The 18,598-nt window shown below is 72.3% G+C and carries 8 protein-coding genes; 7 read left to right on the top strand and 1 reads right to left on the bottom strand.

What is annotated here, in order from left to right:
- Positions 1-259: 259 nt before the first annotated feature.
- Positions 260-1,297 (bottom strand): MupA/Atu3671 family FMN-dependent luciferase-like monooxygenase, encoded by a 1,038-nt coding sequence (locus AB0N27_RS04970; protein ID WP_364363258.1) that lies wholly within the window; start codon positions 1,295-1,297, stop codon positions 260-262.
- Between the two features lie 364 nt (positions 1,298-1,661).
- On the opposite strand from AB0N27_RS04970, the gene AB0N27_RS04965 reads away from it, so the two are divergent.
- From AB0N27_RS04965 to AB0N27_RS04935, 7 genes are all read left to right on the top strand, one after another.
- On the top strand, positions 1,662-5,123 hold the full coding sequence (locus AB0N27_RS04965; protein ID WP_364363255.1) for a condensation domain-containing protein: 3,462 nt from the start codon (positions 1,662-1,664) through the stop codon (positions 5,121-5,123).
- Positions 5,113-10,557, top strand: a complete 5,445-nt coding sequence (locus AB0N27_RS04960; RefSeq protein WP_364363252.1) for an SDR family NAD(P)-dependent oxidoreductase — start codon at positions 5,113-5,115, stop codon at positions 10,555-10,557. The genes AB0N27_RS04965 and AB0N27_RS04960 overlap by 11 nt, the downstream gene beginning before the upstream one ends.
- A complete protein-coding gene (locus AB0N27_RS04955) occupies positions 10,554-12,917 on the top strand; it encodes a lantibiotic dehydratase (protein ID WP_364363249.1) in 2,364 nt (787 codons plus the stop codon). The genes AB0N27_RS04960 and AB0N27_RS04955 overlap by 4 nt, the downstream gene beginning before the upstream one ends.
- Positions 12,918-13,343 (top strand): phosphopantetheine-binding protein, encoded by a 426-nt coding sequence (locus tag AB0N27_RS04950; RefSeq protein WP_364363246.1) that lies wholly within the window; start codon positions 12,918-12,920, stop codon positions 13,341-13,343.
- The gene (locus tag AB0N27_RS04945) at positions 13,340-16,093 is read left to right on the top strand and encodes an amino acid adenylation domain-containing protein (RefSeq protein ID WP_364363243.1); all 2,754 of its coding nucleotides are present in this window, start codon (positions 13,340-13,342) and stop codon (positions 16,091-16,093) included. Before AB0N27_RS04950 ends, AB0N27_RS04945 begins: the two co-directional genes overlap by 4 nt.
- Positions 16,090-16,905 carry a hypothetical protein gene (locus tag AB0N27_RS04940; RefSeq protein ID WP_364363240.1) on the top strand — a complete coding sequence of 272 codons (816 nt, stop codon included), beginning with the start codon at positions 16,090-16,092 and terminating at the stop codon, positions 16,903-16,905. Before AB0N27_RS04945 ends, AB0N27_RS04940 begins: the two co-directional genes overlap by 4 nt.
- Before the next feature lie 154 nt (positions 16,906-17,059).
- Positions 17,060-17,413 (top strand): hypothetical protein, encoded by a 354-nt coding sequence (locus AB0N27_RS04935; RefSeq protein WP_364363237.1) that lies wholly within the window; start codon positions 17,060-17,062, stop codon positions 17,411-17,413.
- Positions 17,414-18,598: the final 1,185 nt, after the last annotated feature.

Below are 18,598 nucleotides of genomic sequence, written 5' to 3'. Positions count from 1 at the left end.
CTAATCCGCCCTCATGCCCGTCGCGGCGAGCCCACCGCCGCCATTAACACGCGATTCTCGTATTCCGTCGAAATAACCGAAAGAGCGCGGATCCCGCGATGCGCAATGGGCCTGGTCGGAGCAATTTCTGCCACGTCACGACGACAATAACAATGGATGGCATTCATTGACTATCAGCTCCCCCCGCAGAACGAACGTAACGTTTTGCAAGGTGCACGTCAAGGTCCACATCGTCGACGGCCGCCACGCCCGGCGTTCGTCATTCGTCGCATGACTGCTTCAGATCCCGCAGATGACGCAGGCCGTGCAGGACCGTCGAGTCGGGCAGACCGAAGTCGATGAGGCACGCGACCTCGTCCACACCTGCCGCACGTAGCTCCTCGATGCGCTGCCGCCCGTCCTCCACCGTCCCGAACAGGGCGCCGTGCGCGAAGTAGCGTTCGAAGGCCCGCTCGAGCACCTCGTCCATCAGCTCTTCGAGCAGGGCGGGATCGAGGTCCTCGTCCACCAGCGACGTACGCGACATGAGGTCCAACGAGCTGCGCAGGTACTCCTTCATCGGCGCCCGCACCAGCGAGCGCACCTCCGCGCGGGAGGTGCCCAGCAGGGTGTGCAGCATGACCACCACGTTCGGCTCGGCGGACGACTCCTTTGCCGCCCGACGGTAGAGGGCGATCTTCTCCGCCAGCTCGTCGATGTCCTGGTCGAACAGGTGGGTCAGGAGACCCGTACCGAGCCGTCCGGCGGACTCGAAGGTCTGTCGACTGCCACCGGACGTGAGCCAGATCGGCAGTTCCTTCTGCACCGGCCGCGGATGCAGCAGCACCTGACGGGTCTGCCCCTTGCCGTCCACCACCGCGGCGGGCTCGCCGGCCCAGAACGACCGCACCTGCTCGACGGTCTCCGCCACCACCCGGGCCCGGGTGTCGTACGCCTGGGGGCTGAAGGCGAAGTCGACAGGATTCCATCCGGGGGCGAAGGCGATCCCCACCCGCCCGCCGGACAGGTTGTCGACCATCGACCACTCCTCCGCTATCCGCAGCGGATGGTGCAGTGGCGCCACCACGCTGCCGGCGCGGATCCGCACCCGGGTGGTGACCGCGGCGATGGCGGCGCCGGTCACCGACGGGTTCGCGTAGGGCCCTCCGAAGGCGTGGAAGTGCCGCTCCGGCGTCCAGACCGCCTCGAACCCGTTCTCGTCGGCGAAACGAGCACCGTCGATGAGTAGCCGGTAGAGACCCTCGTCGCGCGCCTCGGCTCCATCGGCGAAATAAAAGATGCTGAATTTCATGCCCATGGTCACTCCCGACCCAAAGCAGTCAACTGCGTGAGTGCGCGCCGGTCGACTTTTCCCATGCGCAGACAGAAAGATGCCGGAACCGGTTGGCGTCGGTCCATGATGGCGCGGGAATTGCGGGGGCGCTTGCTCATGGTTGCTGCCCACACCAGCGCCAGACCAAGAGGCACGACGACGCGGTAGCACGGAATTCGCCCCTGCGGCAATTGGCGAGAAGCCACGCATTCCCGGGAGTCAGCACCATTCGAGGGCGGCGGAATGCCGACGGACCTCACCCTGGCGACGACACCGCGCGTCCTCGTACCCGCTTTCAACGGACGGAGCACTACCGATGGCGGACCGCCCGCATGGATCGCCTGGCGGCGTGTCACTCGACGATCTCTGGTGGGAGGCGGCCGGGCCACCGGAGAGCGAGGAGGACGAGGCCGAGGGCTTCCTCACGCTGGGTGGGCAGTCCCTCGCCGCCCTCCGGTTCGTGGCGGCGGCCCGGGAACGGCTGGGCCTGGAGGTCCCGCTGGCGCTGCTGATGCGCGACAACGCCTCCCTCACCGACATTCGCGCACGGGCGCAGTCCGTGCCGGCGGCCTCGCCCGTACCGGCGCCGTCCACCGCGCCCCGGCACGAAACCCCCTACCGCTCGCCGCTGGCCCCCAGTCAGCGCCGGCTGTGGGTGCTCAGCCGACTGCATCCCGAGTCCGCCGCCTACAACGTGGTGACGGCGCTCCGCCTGGGCGGCAGCGTGCGGGTCGCCGCGCTGCGCGCCGCCCTGCGCGACGTGGTGCGGCGCCACGACGCGCTGCGCGCGTGGGTGACCGACGAGCCGGATCTGCGGTACGACGAGGACGCCCGGCCGGAGCTGACGGTCGAGGACGCCGACGGTCCGCTGACCCCCTCGACGATCGAGGAGTTCGTCAGGCGGGTGTCGGCTGTCACGATCCCGATGGACCAGGCGCCCATGCTGCGCGCCGGGCTGCTGCGCGCGGCCGACGCCGACGACGCGTGCCTGGTGCTCTCGATGCACCACATCATCTCCGACCAGGCCACAGTGGACATCGTCGTGGCCGATCTCGCTACCGCGTACGCCGCCCGTTCGGCGGGTGCGGCCCCCGACTTCGCCCCCGCCCCCAGCTTCGCCGAGTACGCCGAGGCCGAGACCCGACTGGTGGGCGGCACCGCCTGGCAGGCCGACCTGCGGTACTGGCGGGACCTGCTCGCCGAGGTGCGGGAGAGCCCGAAGCTGCCTGTCGCCCAGTCGATGGTCCCCTCCCTGCGCGGCGCGCACCAGCAGGCGGCGCTGGGCGCCGAGCGTACGGGCCGGGTGGACCGGTTCCTGCGTACCCACGGATTCACCCCGGCGGTGCTCCTGCTGGGTTGCCTGGCCGTCGTCCTGACCCGCTGGAGCGGCACCGAACAAGTGGTGGTCGGCATGCCGGCCAGCCGCCGCCGCTCCGCGGGCGAGCATGAGCTGGTCGGCTTCCTGATCGAGACCGTCCCGGTGCTGCTGGACATCGGCCGCCGCGCCGACCTGCTCGATGTGCTGCACCATGTCCGGGATCGTCACGTCGGCGCCATCACCCATGCGACACCGACCTTCGACGCCGTGCTCGCCGAGCTGGACCTGCCCGCGCGTCCGCTCGGCAATCCGTTGTTCCAGGTCTGGTTCAACGACCTCACGCAGAGCGCCGCGCTGCCCCGCTTCCCGGAGCTGGAGGTGCGGGCGCAGCCGGTGGCGGGCGACGGCGCGCTGTTCGACCTCAACCTGTACCTGCACCGCGACGGCGTCGACGGGTTCCGCGTCGAGCTGATCCACGCCGCGGACCGGGTCCGGCCCGCTCTGGCCCGGGAGATTCTCGACCAGTGCCTGCTCGTCCTCGACCAGATGCTGACCGACGCCCACGTGTCTCCACGGGCGGTCTCCCTGGTCACCGCCGCGCGGCGGGAGCGTTCGCCGCTGGCGGACCCGCCACCGTTCGACGCCGGGGCCGACGCCTGGTCCCCCGCGCGCGCCCTGGGTGGCGGGGCTGATGACACCGCGCTGCACACCGTCGAGGGTCCCCTGGCGTACGGCGCGCTCGACGCCGCGGTCGAGGACCTTCGTGCCCGGTTGACCGCCGCCGGCGTGACGCCGGGGCAGGTGGTGGAGATCCGTGGCCGGCGAAGCGCCGCCCTGGTGACGGCGCTGCTCGCCGGTTGGCGCGCGGGAGCGGTGATCGCTCTGGTCGACGCGGCGCTGCCCGAGGCGCGCCTGGCCCAGCAGCACGGACAGCTCCAGCCGGCGGCCGTGATCGACGTACCCGCGCAGGCGCTCGCGCCGCCGACGCTGCGCGGCGGCGTCGCGCGACCCCGGACGCTGCCCGGCGCGAGTCATGTCCTGTTCACGTCGGGCAGCGGCGGAATCCCCGCCGGAGTGGTGGTCGGTCCGCGGCTGCTGAGCGCGGCCCTCGCCTGGTACGAGGCGACGGTCCGGCCGACCGCCGCCGACCGGTTCGCGCTGGTCGGCGGGATCGGTCACGATCCGGTGCTCCGCGATCTGCTCGTCGCGCTGCACGTCGGGGCGAGCGTCGCGGTGCCTCCCGAGGCGGTGCTCACCGACCCGGCCGCGCTGCTGCGCTTCCTCGCCGACCAGCGGGTAACCGTGCTGCACGCCACCCCCGGCCTGCTGGAGCTGCTCGTCGCCGCGCACCACTCGACGCCCGGGATCCGGTTGGACTCGCTGCGGTTCGTGCTCAGTGGCGGCGCGCCCCTCACCGCCGGACTGGTCCGTCGCCTGCGGCAGCTCACCCCCGCCGCCGTGGTCAACGGCTACGGCACCACCGAGACCCCGCAGCTGGCCGCCTGTCACCAGGTCCTGGGGCACGGCGTGTCCGCCGATGAGGCGCTGTCCGGGTGGGCCGACGACGAGGTGCTGCCGCACGGGCGGGGCGTCGCGGGCACCGAACTGCTCGTCCTGACCGACGACGACCGGGACGCCGGTGCGGGCGAGCCGGGCGAGATCGTGGTGACCGGTCCCCTGCTCGCCGAGGGTTACCTGGACGACAGTGGACCGGCGGAGCGCTTCGCCACCGGCCCCGACGGTCGGCGGACCTTCCGGACCGGTGACATCGGTCGTGTCGACCCGGACGGCGGGGTCCAGTTCGTCGGCCGGCGCGACCGTCAGATCGACGTCGACGGTCACCGCCTGGACCTGGCCGAGGTGGAGGCCGCCGCCCGCCGTGCCGGCCCGGTGGCGCAGGCCGTCGCCGGGACCGTCACCACCGCCGCCGGCCCCGTCCTGGCCCTCCAGGTCGTCCCCCGGCCCGACACCACTGTCGACCCACTCGCGCTGCGGTCGTACCTGCTGTCACAGCTGCCGGGGTACGCCGTGCCGGCCCGGATCGACGTCCGCAAACGCCTCGCCACCAGCGCCAACCACAAGGTGGTGTTCCACCCCGCCGACCTCGCACCCACTGACACCGACGAGTCGGCCCGGCGCGACGCCCCGGCCACCGACACCCAGCGCTGGCTGGTCGACCTGATCGCCGGGGTCATCGGCCGGCGGATCGGTCTCGACGAGCACTTCTTCGAAGCCGGGCTCACCTCGATGCGCCTGCTTCAGGTGCACGCGCTGCTGTCCGACGCCATGCCCGATCCACCTCCGGCGACGGCGTTCTTCGCCCATCCGACAGTTCGCCAGATCACCACGCTGCTCGCCGGAGTGTCCGCGACCACCGGACCGGCGGCGCCCCTGCGGCGCGAGACGGGACCGCAGGGCGCCGGCGACCGACGCCGGGCCGTCCGGACCCAGTTGAACCAGGAGCGGAAGGGACAGTCGGGCCATGGACGATGAACTCGAGCCCATCGCGGTGATCGGCATGGCCGGGCGGTTCCCGGGCGCCGACGACGTGGAGCAGTTCTGGCGCAACATCAGCGCGGGTCGGGAGTCGATCCGGTTCCTGTCCGAGGACGAACTGCTGGCCGCCGGAGTTCCCCGCTCCACCCTCGACGACCCCGCGTACGTGCGGGCGGTCGCCGAAGCCGCGCACCTCGACATGTTCGACGCCGCGCTGTTCGGGATGTCCGCTCGGGAGGCGCGCACCAGCGACCCGCAGTTGCGGCTGTTCCTGGAGACGGCGCACGCCGCGGTGGAGAACGCGGGCTACGACCCGGACTCGGTGACCGACGTCGGGGTCTTCGGCGCCGCGGGCACCAACCGGTACGTCGACCTGTATCTGCGCCCGGACCCGACGGCGGCCACCGGCATCACCGGCCTCGCGGTCGGCACCTGGAACAACCTCGGCTCACTTGCCACCATGGTGTCGTACAAGTTGGACTTCACCGGGCCGGCCATGAGTGTCCAGACGGCCTGCTCCAGCTCACTTGTCGCCATCCACCAGGCGGTGTCCGCCATCCGCAACGGGGAGTGCGAACTCGCCCTGGCCGGCGGCGTCGAGGTCGAGCTGCCGCTGACCCACGGGCACCGGTGGGCGATGGACGGACCGTTCAGCCGGGACGGGCACTGCCGGCCCTTCGACGCGGCGGCCAGCGGCACGATCTTCGGCAGCGGCGTGGGTGTCGTGGTGCTCAAGAAGCTCTCCCGGGCACTCGCCGACGGTGACGCGGTGCGGGCAGTCGTCCGGGCCACAGCCGTCAACAACGACGGCGCCCGGAAGGTCGGCTTCACCGCCCCCGGGGTCACCGGCCAGACCAACGTGGTGCTGGAGGCCATGATGATGGCCGAGGCGGACGTACGCCACGTCGGGCTGGTCGAGGCGCACGCCACCGGGACGATGCTGGGCGACCCGATCGAGGTGGCCGCCCTGCTGGCCGCGTACCGCCGGCTGGGGCACCCGGGCGACGGCACGGTGGCCCTCAGCTCCGTCAAGGCAAACGTCGGTCACCTGGGCCACGCGGCAGGTGTCACCTCCTTCATCCGTGCCGTGCTCAGTCTGGAGCGGGAGAAGATCGCGCCCACCATCAACGTGAGCGCCGTCAACTCCAAGCTGGAGCTGGACGGCTCGCCCTTCCACCTGCCCACCGAACCCACAGCCTGGCCCCGCCGTCCCGACCAGCCCCGGCTGGCCGCGGTCAGCTCCCTCGGCATCGGCGGCACCAACGCCCACGCGGTGCTTCAGGAAGCGCCCCTGCGGGTGGCCGAGCCGGCCGTCACCCGACCCCGCCTGCTGGTCTGGTCGGCGGCGACGACCGCCGCCCGGGACACCTACCAGGAGCGGATCAGGACCCATCTGGCCGACCACGGCGAGAAGACGTTCGCGGCGACCGTCTCGACCCTGCAGCACGGCCGCCGTGCCTACCCGCACCGGGCCGCCCTGGTCGCCGAGAGCGCCGCCGAGGCGGTCACCGGGCTCGGCCCGGACGCCCCGAACGCGATCATCCGGGGCGCCGGAGAGCGGCGGGAACTGGCCTTCCTCTTCCCCGGCCAGGGCGCGCAGCACGCCGGTATGGTGCGGGACCTGTACCAGCAGGAGCCACGCTTCGCCGAGGCCCTCGACGAGACACTGCACCTCTTCTCGGCCGCCGGCGCGGACGTCGCACAGGCCTGGCGTACGGGTGACGACACCCGCCTGGCGAGCACCTCCGTCGCGCAACCACTGCTGTTCGCCGTGGAGTACGCGCTGGCGCGGCTGTGGCGCTCGTGGGGAGTCGTACCGCACCGCCTCCTGGGCCACAGTGTCGGCGAGCTCACCGCTGCCGCCGTCGCCGAGGTGGTCGGCCTCTCCGACGCCGTCACGCTGGTCGCGGCCCGCGCCCGGGCCATGGAGCGGATGCAGGCCGGTGGGATGCTCGCCGTCGCCGCGCCCGCGGACGAGCTGGCCGGCCTGCTGTCGGCGCGGGTCGGGATCGCGGCGGTGAACGGGCCCCGGCAGACCGTACTTGCCGGTCCGCACGACGCGCTGGCGGAGCTGGCCGCCCCGCTGCGGGAACGCGGCCTGCGCAGTCGCCCGATCCGCACCGCGCACGCCTTCCACACCGAGGCCATGCGCGCGGCGGCCGACGAGTTCCGCGCCGCCTTCGCCGACATCACGCTGCGCCCGCCGCGAATCCCGATCGTCTCGGCCGCCACCGGCGCGACGATGACCGCGCGGCAGGCGACGGACCCGACGTTCTGGGCCGACCAGCTCGTCGAACCCGTGCTCTTCGGACCCGCGCTGGAACATCTGCTCGACCAGGGGCCGCAGCTGCTGATCGAGGTGGGGCCGGGCCAGACCCTCACCTCGTTGAGCCGGTCGCACCGCGCCCTGGCCGAGGGCGGGCACACGGCCGTGGCGTCGCTGCCGGCCCGGCGTCCGAACTCCGGCGAGGACCAGATCGCGCTCCTGCGCTCCCTCGCCGCCGTCTGGACCGACGGACACGACGTGGACTGGCACGCGGTCGGGCAGGGGCGGCAGGTCATCCGTACGCCGCTGCCGGCCTACCCGTACCAGCGGGAGCGGTTCTGGGCGGACCCGCCCGCCGCCACCGCCGCACCGATCTCGCCCACGCCCGAGGCGCCCCCTACCGAACGCGCCGAAGTGGCACCACCGACAGTCGACCCGACGGAGGAGCAGTTGACCGCCGACACCCCAGTGGACGAGTCCCCGTTCTCGGTGCCCTGCTGGGTGCAGGCGCCCCGCCAGGCGGACCGTGGCCACGACGCGGCGCCGCACGCGCTGCTGCTGGCCGAGGAGGACCGGGCCCGCGAGCTGACCGTCGCCCTGCAACGGGCCGGAATCAGGGTGGTGCCGGTTCCGGCCGATCGCGGATCCGGCTCCGCCGAGCGCTCCTTCCACCTGCCCGTACGACGTCGGGGCGAACTGGCGGACCTGCTGCGGGACGTCGCGGCGGCGGGCCGGCAGCCGCTCATGCTGGTGCACGCGTGGGGTCTGTCGGACGAGGTGGCCGACCGCGCCGACCCGGCCGCGCTGCAACAGCCCTTCCGGGAGCTGCACGAGGTGGCGCGGCTGGTGTCCCGGGCACCCGGGGTGGCGGACGGCGCCCGCATCGTCGTGCTGACCCGCGAGGCCGTCGACATCAGCGGCGCCGAGGGGGTACGCCCGGAGCACGCCCTGTTGCCGCCGCTGGTCAGGACGATCGCCGACGAGGACAGCCGGCTGACCGTACGCCTGATCGACCTCGGTGGGCGGGTGACCGACGACGACCTCGCCGGGGAGTTGGCGGACCAGGACGGCTCGCCTGTCGTCGCCCTGCGCGGCGACAGGCGGTGGGTGCCCGCCGAACGGCGGCTGGAGGTGGTCTCCGGGTCGTCGCCCACCGTCCGCCGCAACGGGGTGTACCTGATCACCGGCGGCGGTGGAGGACTCGGCATCGAGGTGGCCCGCGGCCTCGCGAGAACCGGCCAGCAGCCGACTCTCGTCCTGGTGGGTCGGACCGGGTCGGTGTCGGACGACGTGGTCGACGAACTCGGCGCGCTCGGTGCGACGGTGCAGGTCCACGGCTGCGACATCGCCGACACGCAAGCACTGGGCCGCGTCGTCGACGAGGTGACCCGGCGGTGGGGTCCGGTCAACGGGGTCCTGCACCTGGCCGGCCGGATCGGCTCCGGCACGGTCCAGTTCACCGACGCGGCGGACAGCGAAGCGACATTCGCACCCAAGATGGCAGGTGCGCTGAGCATCGAGAAGGTCTTCCACGGCCGCCCACGGCTGGACTTCCTCGTCTGCTTCTCCAGCCGCGCCGCGCTGGAGGGCCAGCCGGGCGGCGCGGACTACGCCGCGGCCAACGCCTACCTGGACACCTTCGTCCGCGACACGCCCCTCGCCGCCGACCGCCTGCTGAGCATCGACTGGCCTGCCTGGCACGGCGTGGGCATGGCGGCGGGCGGGATGCTCCGCTCCGCCGGCCGGACGCCGGCCCGCAGCTGGCAGACGGTGCTGAGCGCGGAGAACGACCCGGTGACCGACGAGCATCGGCTGGGCACCGTGCCTGTGGTGCCCGGCACCCGACACCTCGACCTGGTGGTCGAGGCGTTCCGGGCCGAGATCCTGGACGGGGCCGAGGAGCCGGTCCAGCTGACCGACGTCGTGTTCCAGCGGATGCTGGAGCTGACCTCGCCGCGCCGGGTGGAGGTGGCCTTCAACCCCGAGGGTGAGAGCTGGGCGTTCTCGGTCTCCTCGGCGCCGCCGACCACCTCCTCCCCCACCGACGTGCAGACTCACGTACGGGGACGGATCGCCGCGTGGCGTCCCGACCCGGACGCCCCGGCGCCGCGCCGGGTGGACCTGGCCGCGCTGCGCGCCACCCTGACCGAGCACCGCCCACTCCCACCGTTCGGCAGCGACCGGCAGGCGTTCACGCTGGGCCCCCGCTGGCGCACCTACCACCAGGTCCAGACCGACCCGGCCGGTGACAACCAACTGCTCGTGCTGGCGTTGCCCGAGGACTACCAGGACGAGGCCCGCCAGCACGCCGTGCACCCGACGCTCATGGACGCCGCCACCACCTCGGTTCGTGACCTGGACCGGGACGACATCCACGTCCCCTTCATGTACCGCTCGGCGGTGGTGCACGGCCGGCTGCCGGGTCGCGTCTTCAGTCACATCCGCCGCCGGCCGGACGCCCCGGCCAACAGCATCGTGGCGGACCTCGACGTCCTCGACGAGGACGGCGCCGTCCTGGTCGAGGTGCGGGGCTTCACGATGCGCCGCGCCGCCGACCCGGCCGCCCTGGTGTCACCGCGCGGCTCGGACGAGGCCGCCGCCGGGAGCGTCGGTATCCCGCCCGAGGTCGGTGTGGACCTGCTGATGGCCCTGCTGGCGGCGCGTACCCCCCGGCAGGTGGCGGTCCGCCGGTTCCGCGGCGGTCGTCCCGAGCCGTCGTCGCCCGACGCGGACACGACGCGGGTACGGCAGGTGGTGCCAGCGCCGCGGCCGGTGTCGGTCCCCCGGCCGGTGTCGGCGCCCCGGCCCCCCGGGTCGGCGAACGGCAAGCACGAACCGTCGACGCTGGCGGCGCCCGCCGTCCCGGCGCCCCCACAGATGCCCGCCGCCGAGCCGACGCCGGCACCGGCCACCGCGGAGCCGATTCCGCCGGCCGGCGAGCTGGCCGACCAGGTACGTGAACTGTGGACGGCGGCGACCGGCGTCGTCGACCTCAGCGACGACCAGGACTTCTTCGCCCTGGGCGGTGACTCGCTGATCGCCGTGGAGCTGATGTCGCAGGTCCGGGACCGCTTCGGCGTGGACCTGAGCATCGGCGCCATCTTCGACTACTCCACTCTCGGCAGCTTCACGGAGGAGCTGCGCCGGTTGGGGGCGGGACGATGACCGCCGAACACCTGCTCCGCCTCGGCGGCAGCGACTGGTCGATCTGGAGACAGTCGGTGCTCCGCAGCGCCGGCTTCCCCGCAGCCGAGGTCGGCCGCCTCAGCAGTGGCGAGCTGGCGGCGGCGGCCGACCGGTTGGCGTCGGGCGAGGGCAGCCGGGACGACTACCAGGCCGCGTACGACCTCGCGACGACCGACCTGTCGGAGCAGATCCGGCGGATCGCCCGTGACCCGGCGTTCCGCGAGGCGGTGGCCTGGCAGAACAGGGCACTCATCGCCGACTGTGTCGACAAGGCCGCCGCCGGGGAGCCGCGCAACGTCCGGGGCCGCAACCACGAGTCGGCGATCGCCAGTTACTGGCAGCGCTACTGCGTCAAGAACGACACCATCGGCTTCTTCGGTCCGGTGGGGTGGGCGCACTGGTCCACCGACGACGCCGCGACGCGAGTCCGGCCCGGCCGCGACCTGCTCGCCCGGCGTACGACGTACTTCGAGGTGTGGGCTGTGGACGCGGTGGCCCGGGCGTTGGAGCAGGACCCGAAGCTGCTGCCGTGGCTGCCGCCCCGCCGGGTCAACTCGTTCGACCTGGTCGGCCGGACCCTGCACCGCAGCAGCCGACCGCCGGTCCTGCTGACCGAGACGGAGGCCGAACTCGTCGGCCTCAGCGACGGCACCAGGACCGCCCGGGAGGTGGCCGAGGAGGTCCTCTGGTCGGGCCACCCAGACCTCGACACCGAGCAGGACGTCCTCGACCAGCTCGTGGCGCTGCGGGAGCGAGGGCTCCTGCACCTCGGCCTGGAGGTCGCGATCTCCGCCCGCCCCGAACGGGAGTTGATCGAACGACTCGAACGGGTGGGCGACCCGGTGGTCCGCGAGGAGGTGCTGTCCCGCGTGGGTCGCCTCCTGCACGCCCGGGACGCGGTCGCCGCCGCGGCCGGGGACGAGGCGAAGCTCGTGGTCGCGCTGGAGCAGGCCGCCGCGGTGTTCGAGGAGTCCGCGGGCGTGCAGGCGGCCCGACGGCCGGGGCAGACCTACGCCGGACGCACCATCCTCTACGAGGACACCGTGCGCGACGTGGACGTCCGCTTCGGCACCCAGGTGATGGACGCCCTGGCCCCGCCGCTGGCGCTGCTGTTGCAGAGCGCCCGCTGGTTCGTCGCCGAGGCGACCCGCGAGTACCGGGCGGTGTTCGACCAGGCGTACGAGCTGGCACGCGCGCGCTCCGGCGACGCCCCACCGTCCCTGGCGGCGGTCGTGGCGGCGGCCACCCCGCAGCTGTTCTTCTCCCTGCGTGAGCTGCCGCCACCGGTGGCGAGGGCCGTCAGTGGACTCCAGCGACGGTGGCAGGAGATCCTGGCGCCCTCCCCGCAGACGCGTTCGCACCAGGTGCGTGCCGAGGACATCGCGGAGCGGGTCGCCGAACTCTTCGCCGCGCCGGAGCCCGCCTGGGCGGCAGCCGTGCACCACGCCCCGGACCTGATGATCGCCGCCGACGGCCCCGAGGCGATCGCCCGCGGCGAGTTCCTGCTCGTCCTCGGCGAACTGCACCTGGCGTCGAACACCGTCGAGAGCCGCCTCTTCGTCGAGCAGCACGAGGACCCGTCCTGGCTGTTCCGGGCGGACGAGGCGGACCACCGCGACCGCAGGGTGTACCTGTCCTCACCCAAGCACTGGCAGGCGGTGAACTCCCGCACGTACCCGCCGTCGGCGCTGCTGTCGCCCCGCTACACGTACTGGTCGCTGCACCCCGACGCCGGCGGCACCCCGGCGGAGCCGCTGCCGGCGGCGCGCCTCGTGGTGCGGCGGGCCACCGATGGCCGGCTCGAGGTGCGGACCCGTGACGGCGCCCGGCACTTCGACCTGCTCGAGGTGGTGGGCGAACTACTCTCCGCCGCCATCGTGAACGGGTTCAAACCGCTGCCACCTGCCGCGCACCGACCCAGGATCGCGATCGACCGGCTGGTACTCGCGCGTGAGTCGTGGACGGTGGACGCCGCCGACCTGCGCTGGGCGTCCATCAAGAAGGAGCCGGACCGGTTCCTGGCGGCCCGCGCCTGGCGCGCCGAACTCGGCCTGCCGGAGCGGGCGTTCTACAAGGTGCCGGTCGAGGACAAGCCGGTCTTCGTCGACTTCACAAGCCTGGTGCTGGTGAACCTGTTCGCCAAGGCGGTACGGCGGACCGCGGAGGCGCGGCAGACCACGTTCACCGTCTCGGAGATGCTGCCGGACCTCGACCAGACCTGGCTGACCGACGCCGACGGCGCCGGCTACACGGCGGAGGTGCGCGTCGTGGCTGTCGACCCGGCCGCCGGCACCGCCGGCCCGGAACCCACCGATCCTCGCGCCGAAAGGGACATGTAGGTGCTGGAAGAAGAGCTGGTCGACTATCTCCGTCAACTGCTGCCCGACTACATGGTGCCGTCGGCTGTCGTCACGCTTGACGCCCTGCCGCAGACGCCCAACCACAAGGTGGACCTCAACGCCCTGCCGGCGGTCACTGTCGAGACGCGGGCCGACGGCTCGCCCCGCGACGACCTGGAGCGGGACCTGACCGGCCTGTGGGCGCAGCTGCTCAAGCGGGACCAGGTGGGCGTGCACAACGACTTCTTCCGGATCGGGGGCAACTCTCTGCAGGTGATGCGGGTGATCGCGCACGTGCGCCGGACGTACGGGGTCGGTGTGCCGGCCAGCTACCTGTTCGAGCAGCCGACCGTGGCGGCGCTCGCCGCACGGGTGAGGGAGGCGTCGGCCGTGGGACCGGCCGGCGCGGAAGGGCAGGACTCGTGACGTCGACCTCCGAGCCGTCGTTCGGCCAGGAGCGGATCTGGCTCCTGGAGCAGCTGCTGCCGGACACGTTGATGCACCACCTCACCCTCGCGTACGAGATCCGGGGGCCGCTCGATCCGGCGGTGCTCGGCCGCGCCGCCGATGCCGTGGTGCGGCGACATGCGGCGCTGCGTACCACCTTCCACGATCGCGACGGCCGTCCCTTCGTGACCGTGCACGACACCGCGCCACCCGTGCTGCGTGTGGTGCCTGTGGCGTCCTTCGACGAGTGGGCGGACCTCGCCGAGGCGGAGATCGGGGCGAGGTTCGACATCTCCGAACTGCCGTTGCTGCGGATGACCGTGTTCCGGATCGCTGAGGACCACCACGTCCTCCTGATCGTTTTGCACCACATCGTCGCGGACGGTGCGAGTCTGGGCGTGCTCCTCGACGAGCTCTCCGACGCCTACGTCGCCCTGCGCGACGGCGAACCGTGGCGGCCGGCGGAGCTGCCGACCACCTACCAGCGGCACGTCGAGGAGCAGCGAGCCACCGCGGCGGACGGCTCCTGGGCCGAGGACCTCGCCTACTGGCGGGAGCGCCTGCACGACGCCCCCGCCATTTTCACCATGCCGGGGGCCGCCCCACGCCCGAGCCGTCCGACGCTGTCGTCGCACAAGGCACAGGCGTCGCTCACCGACGAGGACGCCGCCGCGGTGCGGGAGTTCGCCCGCCGGCAGCGGGTGTCGCCGGCGATGGTCCTGTCGGCCGCGTGGGTGGCCACGCTGAGCCGGCACAGCGGGGAGCGGGACATCCTGATCGGCACCTCGGTGTCCGGTCGTGACCGCGCCGAGCTGCGCGGCCTGATCGGTCTCTTCATGGACGTGGTGACACTGCGGGTGCAACTGCCCACCGGCACGAGCTTCGCCGACCTGGTCACCCGGGTACGCGACGAGACGCTGACCGCCATGATGCACCGTCGACCACCGTTCACCGCGGTGGTGGCCGAACTCGGCGCCGAGCGGAGCCTGGCGTACAACCCGGTCTACCAGGTCCTGTTCAACAACGCCTCGCGGCCGGCGGAGGCGTTCGACGACGTACCCGAGCTGGTTTGTCGACGGTTGCCGCTGGACTCCGGGACGATCCAGACCGATCTCGAGTTGGTCGTGGCGCCCGGGGCCGACCAGCGCACGCACCTCAAGCTGGAGGTCAGCGCGGACCTGTACGCGGAGAACATGCCCGCCCTTCTGCTGGACCACGTGGTCAACCTGCTCCGCGACGGGATGGCCGCGCCGGACACCCCGGTGGAGCGGCTCAGCCTGATGAACGAGGAGCAGCGCGGGGACCTGCTGCGTCTCTGCGCGCCGCCGTCCACTCCCCTGCCCGACGTGCGCAGCGTCCTGGAGCTGGTGCGCGCCTCGATCGACAGGCGGCCCGACGCGCCGGCGATCCACAGCGGGAGCCGCCGGTTCACCTACGCCGAGCTGGGGCGGCACGTCAGTCGGCTCGCCGACCGGTTGGCGCGGCAGGGGGTGACCCGTGGTGACGTGGTCGCCGTCCATCTCGACCGGTCCGTGGAGGCCCTGCTCGCGATGCTGGCGAGCTGGCAGCTCGGAGCGGCGTACCTGCCGGTGGACCCGACGTACCCCCGGCGCCGGATCGAGTTCATCCTGCGCGACGCGAAGGCGCAGGTGATCGTCACCGGTCCGGCGACCGCGCCGGACACCTTCTCCGCCCTCGGCGCGCGAGTCGTCGTGGTGGACGAGGTCGACGGCGACGCCGCCGACGCTCCGCCGCTGGGCGTCCCGGCGGCGGGTGACGGCGAGGACCCGGCGTACGTCATCTACACCTCCGGTTCCACCGGGCAGCCCAAGGGCGTCAACGTGCCGCATCGCGCGGTGGTGAACTTCCTGACCTCGATGGCGCGCCGGCCGGGCCTGACCGAGGACGACGTGATGCTCGCCCTGACCAGCCCGTCCTTCGACATCTCCGTGTTGGAGCTGTTCCTGCCCCTGACGGTCGGCGCTCGGATCGCGCTCGCGTCGACCGACGACGCGCGCGACCCGCAACGCCTGCTGGACCTGCTCACCGAGGAACGGGTGACAGTGGCACAGGCGACGCCGGTGACCTGGGACGCCGTCCTGGCGCTGGCCCCTTCGGACCTGCGCCTGCGCCTGGCGCTCTGCGGCGGCGAGGCGCTCACCCGCCCGCTGGCCAACCGGCTCTGCGCGGTCGCCGACGAGGTGTGGAACATGTACGGCCCGACGGAGACGACTGTGTGGTCGCTGATCGCCCGGGTACGTCCGGGGCCCGAGGACGAGGTCGTGCCGATCGGCCGCCCGATCCAGAACACCTCCGCGTGGGTGCTCAACGCCGACGGCGCGGTGCTGCCGGCAGGTGTGGTGGGTGAGCTGCACCTGGGCGGGAGTGGCGTGGCGCTCGGCTACCGGGGCCGTCCGGGGCTGACGGACCAGCGCTTCGTCGAGGGACCGCCGGAGACCGGCGCCGAACGCCTCTACCGGACCGGCGACCTGGTGCGCCTGCGCCCCGACGGCGACTTCGAGTTCCTCGGTCGGGCCGACTCGCAGGTCAAGATCCGGGGTCACCGGATCGAGGTGGACGAGATCGCCAGCCTGCTGCGCCGGCACCCCCGCGTGAAGGACGCCGTGGTCGTGACCCGCGACGACGGGTCCGGTAACACCCAACTGCTGGCCTACGTGGTGCCCGCCGGGCCCCGCGTGCCCGCTGCCCGGACGAACGGATCGAGATGACGATGAACACCACGTGGCGGGTTCTCGCCCCGGGACCCAGCGATCGCGTGCTCCTCGCCGTGGACTTCGGCCCGGGACGACGCGAGGCCGGTTTCGGCGACCTGGTCGCCAACCTCGCACCGGAACCCGTGGTGTGGGAGACGGTGTTCGCCGCGCAGACCGGTGACCTGGTCGCCGGCACGGATCCCGACCGCTGCCTGAACCGCTGGCTCGACGACGTCGCCGACGCCGGGCTGGAGGTGAGCGGGGTGCTCGGCTACTGCGCCGGCGGCACGTTGGCCCGCCAAGCGGCCGGCCTGCTGCGTACGCGCGGTCTGCCCGAGCCTCCGGTCGTGCTGCTCGATCCCAACGACGTCGACGGCGCACTGATCCAGGACCTCTTCGCCACGTCCGTGGAGGGTTACGCGGGTCTGCTGTCGGACGACGAGATCCGGGACGCCCTCGCCGCCGCCGAGGGTTTCACCGGCACCCTCGGGCCGGACATCGGCAGGCAGTCGCCCACGGCGCTGGCCGAGGCGATGCGCGGCCTCCAGGCCGTGTACGACGAGGTCGTCCACACCGTGTGCAGGATGTTGGACGCCGACGACGAGGTGGGCCGGGAGTTTTCGGAGCGGTTCTCCGCGTTCCTCGGCTACCTGGTCACCGCCGGACGCGCGGGCGCGGCCCGGGGTGGCGCGGAGACGGTCATCGTGTCCGAACGCCACGACCTGCCCGCCGGGTTCGGCGTCGCGGACCATCGTCTCCGGGTGCCGCGCGCGACGCTGCTCGCCGATCCCACCGTCGCGCGCCTCGTGGCGGAGGCACTGCGCTGAGCGGCCCGCTGGCTCACCGCGCCGAGCGCCGTCGACGCCACCACCAGGTACGCGATGGGGTCAGTCGCCACCGCGTCCGGTGCCCGGCGCGTCCATTCCTCTACGGAACGCCACATGACGAACCCGCGCTGTGGCAAACGGTCGTCGTGTCCCGATGGTGGAAGTCGCCGCCCTGGACATCGCATGGGTGACGGTCATCGTCGGAACAGATCAACTCTGCTGCACGGATCGGCAATCCCCGGGGTCGTTCGCTCCTGATTGGGAGCCGACCCGCGACAGTGCAGGACGTGAAATGCTCTCGTGGAAGTTCCTGTTCGAACATGACTGCCCGGCACCGGCGACAGGCGGCGATCCGCCGTTCGCAGTCCGGCCGAGCACGCTCTCCGCTGCCTCATTAGCGTTGGTCAAGTTCGGTCACGGCGTCGTACCGGTGTGTGTTTCGGACACGGCGACGAACGTCGTCGCTCTCGCGCGAGATCTCATCCGACTCGACGGCCTGAGACAGTAGCGAGATGGCCGGCTGGTACGGCGTCGCGGGCACCACCGGCACGCCGACCCGCGAGATCGTCACGGCGCCGCGAGATGCGACTGGCGGAGCTGCCGGCGAGCTTATCCGGAACCCATCCGCTGAAGACCTTCGCCAAAAGACCCGAACGATCCGTCAGCAACTTTCATGACGGCGTCGCCGTGATTGAGGGAGGCATTCGGTCGCCGCCGAGGTGCCCGGCTCGCACGTGCCCACCATGCACCCGCACGGCCCGAGGTGGCCACGTAGGCCAGGTCGCGACGCGGTTCACGGCCACCGCCCGCCGTGACCGGCGTGGTCGGCGACGTCGGTGCCGACCCGCGAAGCGAACAGGTCGTGCGCCTGGACGCCGGGCGGGGCCTCCCGACCGCCGGACACGACCCGGGTGGGCCGTCGCGCCGACCCGTCGCGGCAGCATCCGCCTGAGGTGCGCGAAGGTCACGACCCAGCGTCCACAGTGCTCAAACGCCAGGCACGGCCACGATCCGCGCCTGGCTGACGCCGCAGCCCTGGGGGGAGGGCTTCGGCAGCCGGACCCACCGGCCGCAACGACGAAGGTGCCGGCGGTCAGCGGACTGAGTAGACATTACCTGCAACTGGCGTCGGCCATGTGCCCCGTTTCGCCATCACCTGCCTGCGCCACCGACTCGCATTACCCAGCGCTCATCGCGCGGCACAGGCAGCTATGTCGGTACACCGGTCACCACTTGGCGCTATCACAGCGTGGCGGGCCGCGATCGCGACAACGGCTTCCGACCGTCCCGCTAACGCGCGGACCGAACGCGTGTCCGCCATCCGTATGGTCCCTCAACCATCACCACAACCTGACCCGTCGTGAGCTTTCCCAACGCGTTGACGTCGACCCGCAGCGGGGTCGTCCAGCGACGTCACACGCACGGAGCCCACAGCCACCCGCTTCCTCGAAGAACACATCCATCCAGTGATCAAATACCGACTGATCGCACCGCGGCGGCGAGGCCTGACGACATCCCCGCCGTCCGGAGAGGGGCCGTTCGATCCATCGTGGTCGGACCGGAGCACAAAGCTGCCCGAGACGAACCGGGACGACGATCGGAACGGCCGGCCATTGCGGCCTCTTTCGGCCTCACCGCCGCCCTGCCGAATCTTTGCGAATACCCGGCAATCGGGGGAACCTCGGCACCGGAT

Source organism: Micromonospora sp. NPDC093244, from assembly GCF_040683695.1.
Lineage (GTDB): Bacteria > Actinomycetota > Actinomycetes > Mycobacteriales > Micromonosporaceae > Micromonospora.
The sequence above is the reverse complement of the archived record's forward strand: the minus strand, read 5'-3'. Positions and strand labels throughout refer to the sequence as shown.

Excerpts from the sequence above, each read along its gene's own strand:
- AB0N27_RS04960 (WP_364363252.1), top strand. The coding sequence starts at position 5,113 with ATGGACGATGAACTCGAGCCCATCGCGGTGATCGGCATGGCCGGGCGG.
- AB0N27_RS04970 (WP_364363258.1), bottom strand. The coding sequence starts at position 1,297 with ATGGGCATGAAATTCAGCATCTTTTATTTCGCCGATGGAGCCGAGGCG.
- AB0N27_RS04935 (WP_364363237.1), top strand. The coding sequence starts at position 17,060 with ATGGTGGAAGTCGCCGCCCTGGACATCGCATGGGTGACGGTCATCGTC.
- AB0N27_RS04955 (WP_364363249.1), top strand. The coding sequence starts at position 10,554 with ATGACCGCCGAACACCTGCTCCGCCTCGGCGGCAGCGACTGGTCGATC.
- AB0N27_RS04940 (WP_364363240.1), top strand. The coding sequence starts at position 16,090 with ATGACGATGAACACCACGTGGCGGGTTCTCGCCCCGGGACCCAGCGAT.